The sequence below is a fragment of the Synechococcus sp. H55.10 genome (assembly GCF_047502715.1).
Lineage (GTDB): Bacteria > Cyanobacteriota > Cyanobacteriia > Thermostichales > Thermostichaceae > Thermostichus.
Genome location: NZ_JANSJJ010000029.1, coordinates 1 through 16,067 on the forward strand (window position 1 = coordinate 1; position 16,067 = coordinate 16,067).

Below are 16,067 nucleotides of genomic sequence, written 5' to 3' on the forward strand. Positions count from 1 at the left end.
CGCCATACGAGTTCTTGTCGTGGGTGGTGGGCGGGGTGTTGTTTATAAGCCACTGCCTGTGGGTGGGGGGCGGGGGGTGAGGGGTCGCCTCTAGGGCCGGAGTAGGTCGGCGGATCCAGCGCCGGGGATCGGCAAGCGTTGCAGCGGTTCTGGGGTGGGCGGGGCAGGGACAGGGTTCAAGGCGGTGGGAATGTACAGGGGCTTGGGATCGGGATCCCCGCCGAAGGCCAGCAGAATGGCCCGCAGCAGGGCCTGTCGCTGTTGCCGGGTCAGGGCTTGCACGGCTGCCTTGTCTTGGGCATAGGGGTTAACCGTCAGGCGCTCGGCACCCGGGTAGCGCTGGGCAACTATCGGCTCATTGGCGTCCAAATAGTCCGCTAGCGTCAGTTGCCAGTCAAAGCGGTCGGTAGGAGAGCGACCGACCACCTGCAGGTGGTAGACCATCATCCGCCGCACCAAGGTATCTTCCTCGGGCGCGGGGCCGCCGTCATTGGGGTTCACGGGGGTATAGCCATTTTCCAGCGGCAAATCTGGCAAGGCCGCGTAGACCTGCCGCGCCGCCTCAGGGATCAGCCGCAACTGGGCATAGGCAGGGCCGGATCCCAGTAGAGCCACAGCGGCAATAACAGCCCAACCCAGCAAGAGAGCGTCTTTTCTCACTCTGCTGACTGCAAAACTCTTTTTTACTTGTAGCAAACTGGATCCCTGTCTTCCCGATCTCTCGGCAAGCTCAACAAGCTGGCCCGCAGCCTTGGGTGAGCTTTAGCTTAATCGGCGGGAAGCCCGTACTCTATCGGTTCGCGCAGCGTGGCGTAGGCCATGTTGTGTTGACTCAACGAAGATGAGGGTCGGGGGTCGTTCACTCAATGCTCAATCCTTCGATCACCTGTGGTTGAGAGCGTGGCTTAAGGGGAGCAGATTGGGCCAGGCGATCCCGTTGGCGATGCGCCTGAAAGTGATTTTGCCACAAGCCGAGGATATCTAGGGTTTCGCCACCATGCTGGGTGTAGCGCTGCCGCACTTTACACAGAACAGGGGTATTGACACACACACCGGAGACGATTACCTGACCCTTGCTCAAAGCCGGCAATTCTTGGAGCAGATCCCGTCCGGCAGCCTCAACGCTGTGGCGCAGGTTTTCTTGATCGGAAGGGTTGACGATTCGCATCAAAAATTGGCTCATGCATTGCGACAGAATATCCGAGTCCAACTTGCCGGGGCGTTGCGTAATGAGACCTACTCCCAGTCCAAACTTGCGTCCTTCGCTAAGGATGGTGCGCAACACCTGCTTGCAGCGGGAAGGCTCGTGGGCAGGGGCAAAGCGATGGGCCTCTTCCAACAAGATAAAAACAGGATAGGGCAGGTAATTTTCATCCCCCGGCTGGATCTTGCCTTTATGGGTGTTAATGCGGGCGTAATTGGCCTGGCGCAGAATAGCAGCGGCAATCACCTGCTGCTCTTCCTGGCTAATCTCGTGCATTTGTAAGATGGTTACCTGCCCTGGCTCAAACAAATCCTTTGGAGCCAGGTGTTCTACATTGCTGAAATAGGGAGAGCGATCGATCTGCTCCAGCTTCCACTCCAGGGCAGGCGCTGAGGATCCTTGAGATCCATCTTCCTTGGAATCCGCTTCGTTGACGGCGTCGATCAGATCCTGAATCGTCCAACGTACTGGATTAAACTGGGTAACCTTGCGGAAAGCCTTCTCTAGGAAAGATTTCTGCCGGTCGGTGGTCTCTGGCAGGAGGGTAAGGATATCGAAAAAGTTGAGAGAAGACACGCGGATCTTAATTTCTTGTGGGGAGAGAACCTTAACCTTAGGGCGGTAGCCGTCTTCGCCCAAAAACTTGGGGTGGGACTGCATCTCTGCCAGCGTATGGTATTCCCCATGAGGATCGAAAATAAGAACAGCAGCCCGGTTTTTGGGCAACATCAACTCTTCAATCAAGACCCCCGCCGTATAGGATTTTCCGGATCCCGTCCCTGCCAAAATAGCCAGATGGGTGCTAACCATTTCCTTGACATCCAGCACCACGGGCACCGCTCCCTCATCGCGCAACAGCAAACTGCCCAAGTGAGCGCCCCCAATGGCTGTTTCATCCCGTTTGTTCAAAATCGATTTCAGCAGACGATTGGAGGCCAAAAAGACTTTGGCACCGGGCTCCGGAGGGCGACGGGGGTTAATAAAGCCCATGGCGCGGTGAAAATAGCCGATGACCTCGACGGTAACTGCGTAGATTTCTGGGTTGGGATGGGTAAAGCCCACCAAAGCCACAATGGTGCTGGGATCGATCTCGGTGTCGGCAAAGATGCGATCGGGAATGTGATCCAAAAGCTGGACTTGGCTGATTTTGCCTAGGATTTGCAGGGTTTGGGACTGGAGATCCCGCACTTCATAGTAGACAAAATCGCCTACCCTTACGGCTTGGGTATTGGAAGTGATAAACACATATTGGTTGGGGGTTTCACCGGGGCCCTTGACGGTGCCGATTACCTCTGGGGCCTCTTCATCAGAGGAGAAAACAGCTTTTGGATAGCGCCCATTCTCAGAGGGCTGAGGCATCCCTACAGTTTTTTTGGTCATCAGCGCATCGCTCCTACGGTCATTTTCCAGGCCAATTCTTTGCTTAGAATTTGCAGGGCCCGCTGTTGGGCTGGATCGGAAAACATGGGTATGATATCGTTCAAGACTTGATAAATAAGGTGGTCAGCAAAGTTGCCACCGCTGCTCAAGAGCAATCCATAATACGAAAACTGGGTTTGACCTTGGGGATCTTGGTGAAAACGTAGGATTTCTTCTTGGCTCATGCGAAAAACGGGTGTGTTTACGGGCACCACCACGCGCGGGATCCCTTGCCGGCCACAGCCCCGCTCTTCGTCCAAAGCTCCGATGAGAACCACCGAAAGCAGTGTGCGCACCTCGTTTTGTAAATCAGGGGAAAAATAGGGATCCGGCTGGCTGGAAAGGCGTGGGCCGGAGTTGAGAAAGAGTGGGTTGACAATTTGGGTGTTATAGACCAGACCCACAGCCCAGTGCCGTTGATCGCTCTCCAGCTTAACAAAGCTGCCAAAGCCATAGTCGTCGGGAGAGGGAGGATTCTTGACTTCTAAGACGTCATCCACCTGCACTACGTAGTCGCAGTGATTGTTGGAGCGAACCACCTTGCCCAATCTCATCGAACCCGCCTCCGCTGCAGTTTACTCACCGTTTTCTGAGATAACCTGAGGCTGAGCTTCTCGCGGCTTGCCCAATCTTGCATCAGGCGCAGGAAAAGGTTGCGATCTTCGTTGCGAATGACGGCTATTTGATCGGCTGTCTCCAGCACATAAGGATAGCCTCTTCCAATGATCACCTCGCAGCGCACCAGATCCACCACCCAGTCCAAAAGTCCTGCCTCATAAACCCAAACCGGTATCTCCAGCCGGGCCGGAAAGTTGTTGTTGGTGCGCAAATAAACAAATCCCACTCGCTCCCGCATTTCTTGGTAGGAGTTGAGGATCCCATCTTGAGGGTTGAGGCTGCCGCCACGAGCGCAGATAAAAAAAGGCGTGCGCTCCCCCCACTCCAGCCAGGGGCTAAGCAATTGGGCATCGTGGAGCTGAGGAGCTTCAGGAAGATCGAAGCAATGCCGCAGCAATGTCACCAGATCCGAGGTATAGGTGGTGTCGATGTAGGCAACGATGGGGATCCGGTTTTGCTCGCTGGCCCGCAGTAGCTGGAGCAAACACTGTACGTAGAAATCTCGGCTTTCCGGCTCAAGAGCTTCCGCGAAGGTAGCCACTAACGCCCCATCTAAAAAGGCCAATTTCCGGGATCCAGGTCGAGATTTTTGAATATATTCTACAAGCCTCTCGATTTCCATTTGAAAGCGGCGCATGTTGACAACGCGCTCTTTAGGCTCGCCGCTGCTATCGGATCCCAAATCCTTTGGAGTCAGTACATCGACTTGAATATCTTTTTCGTACAGGCCTTGGGCAGAGTGATGATTCTCATACCAGCCGATCTGCACCAAGGCCACTGGGATCGACAGATCTTTGCTGGGATAAATCTGGGATCCGTCTACTGCAAAGGTGGGAATGTTTTTGATAACCGACCTTGCCCATTCACAGCTTTCTTCATAGTTAGTCCATTCTTTCTCAAAAGGGATCTTCCAACTGGAGTAACGATCCCATTCCTCAGTGGGCAAAGCACCTGGAAAAGAGAATAGAGCAATTTTTTCGGCAATCTCTAAACTCGACCACTGGCACAAGCTTTCCATGGCCTGCCGATACCATTCTCTGCGCTCCGATAGCCCTTGATCAAAAGTGGCAAAGGCTTCTCGCTTTTGTTGCAGTACCGCCAGGATCCGGTCGGCTCTAAACACCATAGGTGGGATCCCTCCTCATCTGGTCAGAGCCGGAGTGCCTCTCCACCCGAATGATGTTCTCCGTTACTTGCTCAAAGGTATCATCGTGGCTGATTACAAATAGCTGCTGAAAAGATCGCAAATTGGTGATGGCCTCTGCCAGCCGCTGTCGCCGCTGGGCGTCCATATTGGTGGTGGGCTCATCAAAGAAGGCGATGTCCAGTTGCCCCAGCACCTTGAGCAAAGCCAAGCGCACCGCTAGGGCCGCTGACATTTGCTCCCCTCCTGAAAGGCTGGCAAACCGTCGCTTACGACTGCCGGCTTCCTGAACCCAGATCTCATAGTCGGTTTCCCAGGTCAGGGTGATGTTGGAGCGGTTGAGAATTTCGCGGAAGAGGTGATCGGCGGTATCGTTGATCTGCTGCAGGTAGTGCTGGGTAACTTGAGGGCCAGCCTTTTTATAGGTATCTCGGCTAAATTTGATAAAGCGATGTAGGCGTTCTTTCTCATTTTTTTCTGCCTCAACCTGCTTTAAGCTTTCCCTGACCTGTTCCAGCTGCCGCAACCTTTCCTGGATTTTGCTCAGTTGAGGAGCTAAGCTCTCCAGCCGGGCTTGAGCTTCGGCTTTTTGGATTTGGGTGGTCTGCAAAAGGGCTCGAAGGCGCTCATGCTCCTGTGGTTGATACAGAGCAGCCAAGGGATCCCGCTGCAACCGCAGTTGGGACAGTTGAGCTTGCAACTCCTGTTGTTGGGCGCTTAGCTCGGCCAGCTTTTGTTCCCGTTCGGGAAGCAATTTGGCGATCGGCTCGGCCCGCAGATAATGCTCGTGATCCAATCGGTATCGTTCACGTTGTTTCTGTAGGGATCCCAGCTCTCGATCCAGGTGATCGGTTTGGGATAGGGCCTCGTCAATAGGGCCGAGCGTTGCTTCCAAATCCCGAAGCTGCTGCAGACACTCGGCCTGCATTTGCAAATACTGCTTTTCCTGTTTTAACTCTGCTTTGAGCCGCTCGGCTTGACTTCTGGGATCCCCCAAAGATTTCAAGGCTTCAGCCGCTTTTTCGATTTGAGCCTGCAGTTGATCCCTTGAACCTTGAGCACTTTCCCATTGGCCAATTTGAGCCTGTTTCTCTTGACCAGCTTTTTGCAGCTGCTCCAGTAGCGCTTGGGCGGTTTTGAGTTCCTCTTTTCGTTGCGGCAAGCTTTGGGCAAGGGCCTGCAAGCGAATAACGGTTTCATAGCCGCTGCGATGGCCTTTTTGCTCCTCCCGCAAATCGGCAATTCTGTCCTCTAGATCCCGCAAAGGCTCAAGCTGTCGTTCCAGATTTTCGAGCTGTTGCTGGAGTTGGTGGATGTGCTTTGTGAGCTGTTGGTATTCTTGCTCCACTCTGGGCTTGCCATTCAGCTCTTTTTCCAGACGTTGGATTTGTCCCTTGGGATCCCCCAGGGCTTGGAGCGCCTGACCGATTTCCTGTTGTTGCCGCAGGAAGGTTGGCTCGGCCTCAAGGCTCCAGTGAAGGTCATCAATTTGGCTTTGCCGTTCAGCTTGCAATTGCAGCAGCCGTTCTACTTGGGCTTCCAAATCGGGGATTTGTGCGGTTAGGCCGAGCAAGGGTTGCAAAGTCCTGAGTTGTTTTTGGATGTCGGCCAACTGCTGCTGAAGTTGGGGTTCGGAAGTTTGGGGAGCCAGATCTTGCAAAATGTGATGGATGGACTGGAGCAACTGCTGGCTAAGCGCTGAAGATTGGGCAAGCACTTCCGGGATCCGCTGCCACAGAGGTTGAAGTTGGGGATAATTGTGTTGCTGCGCTTCCAATTGGCTCAGAAGTTGTTGGATGCTGTGGTGCTGTTGAGCAAAGCGATTCGAGCCCTGCTCAAAGATGGCTTGTAGCTCCTGTTGAAATTGACGAGCTGCAGCAATGCGGCTGAGCTGAGTTTGCAGGCGCTCCTGTTGAGCTTCGAGCGTAGGAATGGCGGCTACGCGATCCAAATCTGCCTGCCGTTGTCTCAGTTGGAGTTGGAGTTGTTCCAATTGAACTTGGCCTTGTTCCTGTTCCGTTTCCCGTTGTTTGAGTTCAAGGCGCAGGGTCTGAAAAGAAGCCAACTTCTGGCTGATTTGGAAGTGGCGTTGCTCTAGGGCAGTCTGCTGTTCGCATAGAGGCTGTAGCTCAAGTTTTTCTGCCGCCATTTTTTGAAAAATCTGGAGCTGATGCTGATATTCGGATCCCCGCAGCTCTAGTTGATGGAGTTGATGTTGCAAAGTTTCCCGCTGAGCCAGTAGGGTTTGTCGGGCTTGCCGCAGCGCTTCCTGATCGGCGATGAGGGCTTCCAGCTCCAGATAACGGTTGTGGGCTGTCTGATGCTGCTGACAAATGACCTGTGCCTGCTCCGCCTCTTGCACTCGATCTTGCAGGAGTTGGCACCGCTGGGCATGGGCTGTCCATGCTGCCCGGAGTTGTTCCCATTCGTGGTGCAGTTGTAGCAAAGTGTTGAGTTGTTGAGTCCAATAGATCTGTTGATGTTCCAGCTCTTCTTGGGCTTGAATTTGCGGAGTCAGCTCCTCCAGCTCCTGCTTCCAGCGCTGTTGTTGGCTCAGCTTTTCTTGCAGTCTGGCCAGTTGGTTTTCAATGTTTTGCTTTTGCAAGAGCAAGGCATCGCGTTGTTTCAACCACTCCAAGCGCTGCTGTTGCTGTTTTTCCAGCTCCCGCAACTGAGCTTCTATGGCCAAAAAGCGCTGGGATCCCTCTTGATACTGCTGTTGTTGTGCTTGGGCTTGCCTGGCTTCTTCCCACAGCTTTTCCGCCTGCTTAAGAGATACATCCAGCAGGGATCCCTTTTGCTCCAGTTGGGCAATCCGGTGATCCAAAGTTTGGATTTGCTCCAGCAATTTCTCCAGTCGCTCAATTTCAATCTTGGCCTGATCCAGGGTGTGAATCGACTGACTCAAGCGCCCTTGCCAATGACCTAGTTCTTGCTGGATTTTCTGCCGCTCGGTTTGGAGCGGATCCCATTCCTGTAGCTGTTGACGCAGCAACTCAATTTGATGATGAATCGCCTGGACTTGTGCTTCGCTGTATTTTTCGACCGCCAACAGATCTTTGGCTACTTGCTGGTACTCCTCTACTTTTAAGATGCGATCGAAAACTTCTTTGCGATCTCGACCTGTTTTGAGAAAGTCTGCTGTGAAAGTCCCTTGGGGCACCCCAATCGTTGTGGCGAATAGCCGCGCCAGATCGGTACCGGCAGGTACGCCCAAATGTTGCCTCAGCCACGGCAGTACATCGGATTTGCGCTCATACTCCAGGCGCTGCTTCAGTTGCGGATCGAAGAGGCGATATCCCTGGCTAACGCTGCGGCGAACATCGTAGGTGCGCTGATCCCATTGGGAGATAAACTGCACGGTCACCACCGCGTCACTGGCGCCAGAGCGAATGATTTCTTCTTGACTGTAGGGGCAGTAGTCGAACAAAACCCAGGCAATGGCCTCCAGAATGCTGGTTTTGCCCGCTCCGTTTTCTCCGCAAATGGCATTAATGCCTGGCTCAAACGTGAAGATGGCGTCCTCGTGCGACTTGAAGTTCTGTAGAGCCAGAGAGAGGATCCGCATGGTCAGTCTTCTTCCCCCAAAAATGCGTCCCTCAGGTGAGCGTATACTTCCGCTTCGCCTTGTCCATCTAAGACTCTTGCTTTGAGATCCAGGAGTAGCCGCGCCAGCTCTTCGCTGCGCTTGCGATAGTGGGCATGGCTGCTCAGCAGATCCCTGTAGATTTTCTCTTCAATTTGTAGCCTTTGTCCTTCTTCTTCCAGAGAAAGAGCAGCGGATCCGATCTCCAAGGGAGTAGCCTCAAAGCGAAGCAGGACGAGCAAGGCGCCGGTAATCTGCTGAATCTGCTTCTGTAGGGCGCGGCTGTCCAGCTCGTGCTTGGCAAACCCCACCTGCCCCACCAGGCGCAACTCCACCATCGGCTCCATCTCGTGTTCCTGAAGACGGGATCCCCTGGCCAGGGCAATGGCTGCCGCTACCATTTGCTCGGGAGTTTCTCGGCCTTTGGCTTCGAGAGACAGCCGCCGGCGGGGCCGCTGATAGTAGTCTTGTAGCAGCTCGGCTTGGGGCGGGCCATCTCCCCAGCGGACGCGGTAGGCTCCCCGCGGAAAATCCCATTCGGCGGTACTGTTGGCCTCCAGGGATCCCGGATTGAAGATCCACCCGCCCTCAGAATAGCTTTTGTGAATGTGTCCCAAGGCCAGGTAGCCCACCCCCGCTTCCCGCAAAGGCAGCAGATCCCGGTAGCGCAAAGCCCCTTGATAACGGGCCATTTGGCCCTCCAGGCCATGGTGGAACATCAACACCACCCGTTCTGGGCCGGGGGGCAATTGTCGAATGGCCGCCGCCAACTGTTCAATCGACCTAGGGGCTGCCGATCCGTACCACTGGGATCCGATCACCCGCACCCCACAGGGCAAATCCAGATACCCGCCCCGCCCACCTGACCAGGGGCGTAGCTCCAGGCCCTGTTCCCCGGCTTCCGGCTCCAGCAAGATCAACTCTCCGTGATCAGCCAAGTACCTCAGCCAACTGGTCTTGACGCCATAGGGGCGGTTGTCGTGGTTGCCCTCGATGGCCAACACCGGGATCCCGGCCTGCTTCAGCTCGCGTAAGACGATCTGGGCTTGGTTGAGAACGCTGGGCTGAATCTGCCGATGCTCGAACAGATCCCCGGCAATCAGCACAAAGTCCACCGGATCTTGAATGGCATAACGCCGGACAACATCTCGAAAAGCCAAAAAGAAATCCTTGCTCCGCTCCGGGCTGTCGTAGCGGTCATAGCCCAGATGCACATCGGCCAGGTGCAAAAATGTACAGCTTGGGCAGGCCATCTCCAGAGCACCTCGGCAAATTGCCCACAGTTTAGCAAACTCACCTCGCCCAGATATGGGGATCTCCTTCTCTAAATGATCGGGTTCACCGCGGGCATCTCCACTAGGGGTAGGCAGCGGCTGAGGCAACCCCGCCATGAACAGCTCCCGCGAGTTTCTTTAGGTGGAATTGATCAGATCCATGATATTGTGCTTCATCTTGTTGCAAATGTTATCAAGGGGCAGGTCATTGGGATCCCGGCCAAAGGGGTTTTCAATTTCGATGCCAATCTCTTCAACGCCAAACAGCATAAAGGCCAGAAACCCGACAATCGGGCCGGTCATCCAACCCAAGCCCTCTACCATCTGAAACGGCAAAGACAAACAGTAGAGCAACAACAACTGCTTCAGATGGAGGGCATAGGCCAGGGGCATCGGGGTCAGCAAAATGCGCTCGCAAGCCCCTAGCGCCTCCACCATGCTGTTGAGCTGCTCCACCATGATCGTAAGCTGGTAGACCTCAACGCGGCCCCTTTGGTATTGGCGTTGCAGGTAATCTCCGATCCAAAAGGCAATTTGCAAAGGGGGATGGTTGAGGCTTTTGAGGCGTTGCAACTGCTCCGGGCTGAGGAGGGGCTGAAGCTCATCCGCCAAGAATTCTTGGCGCAGATGTTGCTTCATGGCGATGGCAAAAGCGGGCAGTAGATAGAGGATCTTGATTTTCTCTTCCCGATCGCCGGGCTGCTTTTCTTCAATGGCCACCCAAATTAGGCGGGCTAAGTTGCGCACATTGTTCACCACGGCTCCCCAGGCTTTTCGCCCCTCCCAAAAGCGTTCGTAGGCGGTGTTTGTCCGAAATACCAGCATCAAACCCAGAACGATGTTGGGCACAAAGGCCACCAACGAGGACAACGCCAGGGGCAGCCCCAGTTTGTAGAAAACGGAAACCAGCACCCCAACCAAGCTGCAGACGAGGGTGCGGGGCAGCACTGCCGGTACAACTGAGCCTTGCAACTGCAGGGCCAGGCGAAACCAACGCAGCCCCTCTCCTGAGAGATATTGGCGAATCATGGGTAATGTCGGCAAGCTTGCCCCCTGATCCTACAGCCACAGCCATTCCTGCAGTCTTTCCCGGTCATGGCTGAGCGGCAGGGATCCAGAAGTTGCTCTGCAACAGAGGCGGGCCTGTGGGCGACTCGCTCCCTCCTGCCGGTTCGAGGGTGATCCAAAGGCGGGTCGGCTGCTGGGAAGGGGTGGGTTGGCTGAGCCATTGCAGGGATCCCTCGGCGTTGACGGCGAAGGTGCCGGCGCTTTCCAGCCGTCGTCCCCCTCCCTGCATATCCGACTCCAGCCACAGTTGGTAGGTGCTGCCCAGAGGAGCAGGGGGCATTTCTGAAGCCAAGAGCAGCACCTGCTTGGCACGGGGCGACCAGAGAGCTTGCACCAGGAAGGGGTTGCGGAAGTTGGGATCCCGCAAAATGGTTCTCTGCACCTGCGGTTGGCGCTGCCACTCTTGGTAGAGCCGTTGAATGGCCACTGTCTCTCCCCCGATTTGGGATCCCAGCCGCCAGTAGGCCGCCGTTATGGCCAGCGCGTAGATCCCCAACGCTGCCAAGCCGCCCCAGAGAAGACGTCGCGGCCACAAAGGAGGTGCGACCCGGATGGAGGCAGGGGCGGGCAACCAGCTCCAGCGCCGCAAGCGTTCTTGGGCTTGAAAGGCCGTCAACTCGTAGAGCCACAGAGCCACCGAGCGATCCCGCTGCAGATCGAAGGCCTCTGCATGTCTCCAGCAGAACGCAAACACCTGGCGCACCACCTCTTCGGCTTGGTGAGGCTGCTTGAGGGTAGCCAGCGCGATCTCCAGCAGGCGCTTCTGGTAGCGATCCTTGAGCAAAAAGTGGCTGCGGCGATCCCGCAGTTGGATCTGGCGCATCAGCTCGAAATCGGTCGGCTCCGCCATAGCCCTCCATCGGCTGCGCCTGCCCGGCCCGGCTTTGGATCAAGCGGTAGCGCCAGGCTGGCGGCTTTTTCAGAAATATACACCAGCCCTGGAGCCAGCTCACCGGCAAGCTGGCCTATTTTGTCATGGCTGGCACGGATCCCTTAACCGGGATCCCGGCCATGCGACTTTATTGGATCAGCTTCTACACAACAAGGGGATATCCTCAGGCGGCGTCCTTCTCGACCACCTTCTCCGCCTCTGTGCCGGCAACAGGTTCGTCATCGCTGCTGGGGTTGTTCATCTCTTGTTTGAAGCTGCGCAACGCTTTGCCAAAGGCGCTGCCCAACTCCGGCAGCTTCTTGGGGCCGAACACGACCACCGCGATCACCCCAATCACGGCCAGCTCTGGCAGGCCCATGCCGAAGATGCTCACGGCCAGGATAGGTTCGCTCGACAGCAGGATAGCCATAAGTCCCCAAAACCCCAAAAACAAGACAAGCCGACCAACCCAGCTTAGGAAGGGATCGATCCGTCTCACTTTAGCAAGTTCTTCTCCCTTGGAGAAAGGGTTTGGCTGGTGCAGGAGCTTGTCGTCGTTCCGCTCCTGGGCCGACTTGGGAGGAGATCGATAAGATGGAGCTAGTTTTTGTGGATCCCTCAGCTCTGCAGCCGTTGGCCATTTTCTCACCCCCAAACGCCATGTCTGTCCCTTACGATCTCGTGGTCATCGGCGCCGGCGCGGCGGGTCTGGTGGTGGCCAGCGCTGCTGCCCAACTGCAGGCCAAGGTGCTGCTGGTGGAGGCCAGCGACCGCCTAGGCGGGGACTGCCTCTGGTATGGCTGTGTGCCCAGCAAAGCCCTCCTGTGCGTGGCCCACACGGTTCAGCGGCTGCGCCGGTCTGTTGCCGCCGGCTGGGTTGCTTCTCCCAGCCCAGCAGGGATCGCGGTGGATTATCTCAAAGTGTACGAACATATTCGCGCCACCCAGAGCTACATTGCCAACCACGCGGATTCGCCAGATCGCTTCCGCCAACTGGGGGTGGAACTGGTGTTTGGCAAGGGGCGCTTTGTGGATGGGCGCACCTTTGAAGTGGCGGGAAAGCGAGTGCGGGCGCGGGCTTTTGTGGTGGCCACCGGATCCCGTCCGGCGGTTCCCCCTTTGCCTGGCCTGGCCGAGGCGGGCTACCTGACCAACGAGTCGATCTTTGATTTGACCCGCCTGCCTCGATCGGTGGCGGTGATGGGGGCGGGGCCGGTGGGCTGTGAGTTGGGCCAAGCGCTGGCCCGTCTGGGATCCGAGGTGACCCTCATTGCCAGCCGCGATCACATTCTGCCCAAAGTAGATCCGGAGGCCGCCCAGGTGGTGCAGCAGCAGTTGGCCCAAGACGGGATCCGCCTCCTCACCCAGGTGCGCGCTGTCCGCGCTGGCCAGGAGCAGGGGGAAAAATTGCTCTACCTCAAGGCCGGCACAGGCTCTGCCGTCGGCCAGCTCTCCGAGGCAGGCGAGGCGGTGATCCGCGCGGAGGAAATCTTGGTGGCTGCCGGTCGGATCCCGAATGTGGAAGGGCTGGGGCTAGAGGCTGCCGGCGTGCGCTACACCCCCCAAGGGATCCAGGTGAACAGCAAGCTGCAAACCAGCAACCCCCGCATCTACGCCTGTGGAGATGTCATCGGCGGGCCGCAGTTCACCCATGTGGCGGCTTACGAGGCGGCGGTGGCCCTGGTCAATGCCCTGTTTTTCCCCATCAGCCGGGCGCGTTACCAGGTCATTCCCTGGGCCATCTTTACCGAGCCGGAGCTGGCTCAGGTGGGTCTCACGGAAAGCGAGGCCCGGCAGCAATACGGCAAAGACGTGATGGTGCTCAAACAGGAGTTTGCCGAGGTGGATCGGGCCCAGGCAGAAGCGGCCCCCCTCGGCTTTGCCAAGGTGATCTGCCGGCGCAACGGCCAGATCTTAGGGGCCCACCTGGTGGGATCCCAGGCTGGCGAGCTGATTCACGAGGTGGTCTTAGCCATGAGCCGGCAGCTGCCCGTCTCTGCCCTGACAGGGATCCACATCTACCCCACCCGCTCGCAGGTCAATGCCAAGGTGGCCCTGCAGTACCGCAAGCAACAATTGGCCGCCAATCCCCGCCTGCAGAACTTCCTGCAAGGGTTCTTCGCCTGGAGACGGGCCTGGAGCTGACAGGCCGCTAGACTGGAATCAGTCGTTTGCTGAGACTTCATCGATGGGCTTTTTCCTGTCTGCCGAACAAGTGGGTCAGTTGGTCTGCAATCAATGGCAGGATCCCTATGCCGTTTTGGGGCCACAGCAGATAGAAGAGGCCGGGGAATCTTTTTGGTTGGTACGCGCCCTAGTGCCCAATGCAAAACAGGTTTGGCTGGTGGAACGATCCAGCGGCCAGGCCCACCCGATGCAGCCGCTGCACCCGGAAACGTTGTTTGAGCTGCGCTTTGCGCCTGGCACGCCGCTTCCAGACTACTTTCTGCGGGCGCAACGGGTCTGGGATCCGGAGGGGCAGCACCTAGAAGAATGGGAGGATCCCTATCGCTTTCCCATCGAGAAGGTCAACCACATCGGCGAGCTGGATCGCTACCTCTTCAACGAGGGGAATCACCACCGCATTTACGAGAAGCTGGGCGCCCATCCCATCAGCGTAGATGGGGTTCAGGGAGTCCACTTTGCCGTCTGGGCCCCCAACGCCCGCAATGTCAGCGTTATCGGCGACTTCAACCACTGGGACGGGCGCCAACACCAGATGAAGCGGCTGGGCGAAAGCGGCATCTGGGCCGTGTTCATCCCCGGCATTGGGCCAGGAGCCATCTACAAGTACGAGGTGAAAACCTCCTGGGGGGATATCTACGAAAAATCGGATCCCTATGGCTTTCAGCAGGAGGTGCGACCCAAAACCGGCTCGATTGTAGCCGACCTCAACACCTACACCTGGCACGACCAGGAGTGGCTGGAAAAACGGGCTGCCACCGACCCGCTGCGCTCGCCGATTTCGGTGTACGAGGTGCATTTGGGATCCTGGATGCACGCTTCCACGGAAGACCCGTCCCCCGATGGGCACCTGGTGTCGGTGGATCAAAAGCCCAACACCCGCTTTCTCACCTACCGGGAGCTGGCAGACAAGTTGATCCCCTATGTCAAGGAGCTGGGCTTTACCCACATCGAGCTCTTGCCGGTAGCCGAACACCCCTTCGACGGCTCCTGGGGCTACCAGGTAATCGGCTACTACGCGGTAACCTCCCGCTACGGATCACCGCAAGACTTTATGTACTTTGTCGATCGCGCCCACCAGGCTGGCATTGGCGTGATTGTCGATTGGGTGCCGGGGCATTTTCCCAAAGATGGGCATGGGCTGGCCTTTTTCGATGGCACCCACCTCTACGAATACGCCGACCCTCGCAAAGGAGAACACAAAGGTTGGGGCACTTTAGTGTTCAATTATGGCCGCAACGAGGTGCGCAACTATCTGGTGGCCAACGCCCTTTTTTGGTTTGAGAAATACCACATCGACGGGATCCGAGTGGATGCGGTGGCCTCAATGCTTTATCTGGACTATGACCGCAAAGACTGGATCCCCAATTGCTACGGTGGGCGAGAACATTTGGAGGCGATTGACTTCTTCCGCCAGCTCAATACCCTCATTTTTAAGTACTACCCCGGCGCTCTTTCGATTGCCGAGGAGTCTACCGCCTGGCCGATGGTAACCTGGCCAACCCATGTGGGCGGGCTGGGCTTTAACCTCAAGTGGAACATGGGCTGGATGCACGACATGCTGGACTATTTCCGCATGGATCCCTGGTTCCGCCAGTTCCATCACAACCTAGTGACTTTCAGCCTCATGTATGCCTTCAGCGAAAATTACATGCTGGCTTTTTCCCACGATGAGGTGGTACACGGCAAGAGCCACATGCTGGGCAAAATGCCGGGGGATCACTGGCATAAGTTTGCCAGCCTGCGGGCTTTGTACGGCTACATGTTCACCCACCCCGGCAAGAAAACCTTGTTTATGAGCATGGAGTTTGGCCAGTGGAACGAGTGGAATGTGTGGGCAGATCTAGACTGGGGGCTGCTGCAATATGAGCCCCACGCCAAACTGCGCCACTACGTGGCCAGCTTGAACCATCTGCTGCGTTCGCAACCGGCCCTCTACACCCAAGACACCAAGCCAGAAGGGTTCCGCTGGATCGACTGCAGCGACCATCGCGGCATTGTTTCGTTCATCCGCTATGCAGAGGATCCCAAGGAATGGCTGGTGGTGGTGTGTAACTTTACGCCGGTGGTCTGGCCGAATTACCGCATTGGGGTGCCGCAGCGAGGGTTTTACCGGGAGCTGCTCAACAGCGACGCGGTGGAGTTCTGGGGCAGCGGCGTCGGCAACTTGGGGGGCAAGTGGACGGATGACTGGGCCTACCACAACCTGCCCTACTCCCTCGATCTTTGCCTGCCGCCCCTCTCTACTCTGGTGCTGAAATGGCAGCCGTCGCAGCCGGCTGAGTCCCAAAATTGACATTCCCTCAGCCCTGCCGCGCATCTGTGAGGACAGGGCTTGGGATCCAGTTTTTGCGGGATTGGAAGAATAACACTCAAGATACTAGGGGCAGGTTTGTTTTGTGAGGATTTCAGCAGTGGCCGCAGCCACCCGCTCCTGCAACTGCCGTCGCCGTGAGTCGGTTGGGTCAGAGCCAGGCACCCGCACCGTGTACCGTTGCTACACCGAGTTGCCCCCCACCGCCACAGGATGAGGCCAGGGATCCCGTGCAACAGGCGGTGAGAAGATAAGAGCCGAGGGAGACAACGCGCTCGGGCGGCAAGGGATTTTTCCCAGCTCCTCTGCCCCATCTGAGCTAGAGTAAACGCGGGCCAGGGAACCGGTAGGCTGGATACAGCTATCGACAGGATGCTTTATGGAG

At 56.7% G+C, this 16,067-nt stretch carries 12 protein-coding genes; 3 read left to right on the forward strand and 9 right to left on the reverse strand.

What is annotated here, in order from left to right:
* Positions 1-90 precede the first annotated feature (90 nt).
* The 9 genes from NW858_RS02610 to tatA form a co-directional block, all read right to left on the reverse strand.
* On the reverse strand, positions 91-660 hold the full coding sequence (locus NW858_RS02610; protein ID WP_414519660.1) for a hypothetical protein: 570 nt from the start codon (positions 658-660) through the stop codon (positions 91-93).
* A 199-nt stretch (positions 661-859) separates the two neighbouring features.
* Entirely contained in the window at positions 860-2,584 is a 1,725-nt protein-coding gene (locus tag NW858_RS02615; RefSeq protein ID WP_414349014.1) for an ATP-binding protein, read from the reverse strand.
* On the reverse strand, positions 2,584-3,177 hold the full coding sequence (locus NW858_RS02620; RefSeq protein ID WP_414349013.1) for a hypothetical protein: 594 nt from the start codon (positions 3,175-3,177) through the stop codon (positions 2,584-2,586). The genes NW858_RS02615 and NW858_RS02620 overlap by 1 nt, the downstream gene beginning before the upstream one ends.
* Entirely contained in the window at positions 3,174-4,367 is a 1,194-nt protein-coding gene (locus NW858_RS02625; protein ID WP_414368725.1) for a DNA double-strand break repair nuclease NurA, read from the reverse strand. The genes NW858_RS02620 and NW858_RS02625 overlap by 4 nt, the downstream gene beginning before the upstream one ends.
* On the reverse strand, positions 4,357-7,953 hold the full coding sequence (locus NW858_RS02630) for an AAA family ATPase (protein ID WP_414519663.1): 3,597 nt from the start codon (positions 7,951-7,953) through the stop codon (positions 4,357-4,359). Before NW858_RS02630 ends, NW858_RS02625 begins: the two co-directional genes overlap by 11 nt.
* Before the next feature lie 2 nt (positions 7,954-7,955).
* Positions 7,956-9,224: a metallophosphoesterase family protein gene (locus NW858_RS02635; RefSeq protein ID WP_414334991.1), complete on the reverse strand. Its 1,269-nt coding sequence runs from the start codon at positions 9,222-9,224 to the stop codon at positions 7,956-7,958.
* Positions 9,225-9,383: 159 nt separating this feature from the next.
* Entirely contained in the window at positions 9,384-10,289 is a 906-nt protein-coding gene (locus NW858_RS02640) for a bestrophin family protein (protein ID WP_414519665.1), read from the reverse strand.
* Between the two features lie 49 nt (positions 10,290-10,338).
* Positions 10,339-11,163, reverse strand: a complete 825-nt coding sequence (locus tag NW858_RS02645; RefSeq protein ID WP_414334993.1) for an anti-sigma factor domain-containing protein — start codon at positions 11,161-11,163, stop codon at positions 10,339-10,341.
* 205 nt (positions 11,164-11,368) lie between these two features.
* Complete coding sequence (tatA, locus tag NW858_RS02650) at positions 11,369-11,614, reverse strand: twin-arginine translocase TatA/TatE family subunit (protein WP_414334994.1); 246 nt, start codon at positions 11,612-11,614, stop codon at positions 11,369-11,371.
* 164 nt (positions 11,615-11,778) lie between these two features.
* Here tatA and NW858_RS02655 point away from each other — a divergent pair, with 164 nt between their 5' ends.
* The 3 genes from NW858_RS02655 (at position 11,779) to NW858_RS02665 (ending at position 15,899) form a co-directional block, all read left to right on the forward strand.
* Positions 11,779-13,329, forward strand: a complete 1,551-nt coding sequence (locus NW858_RS02655; RefSeq protein ID WP_414338874.1) for a dihydrolipoyl dehydrogenase family protein — start codon at positions 11,779-11,781, stop codon at positions 13,327-13,329.
* Between the two features lie 43 nt (positions 13,330-13,372).
* Complete coding sequence (glgB, locus tag NW858_RS02660) at positions 13,373-15,664, forward strand: 1,4-alpha-glucan branching protein GlgB (protein ID WP_414334996.1); 2,292 nt, start codon at positions 13,373-13,375, stop codon at positions 15,662-15,664.
* Between the two features lie 103 nt (positions 15,665-15,767).
* The gene (locus NW858_RS02665) at positions 15,768-15,899 is read left to right on the forward strand and encodes a hypothetical protein (RefSeq protein ID WP_414334997.1); all 132 of its coding nucleotides are present in this window, start codon (positions 15,768-15,770) and stop codon (positions 15,897-15,899) included.
* Positions 15,900-16,067 lie beyond the last annotated feature (168 nt).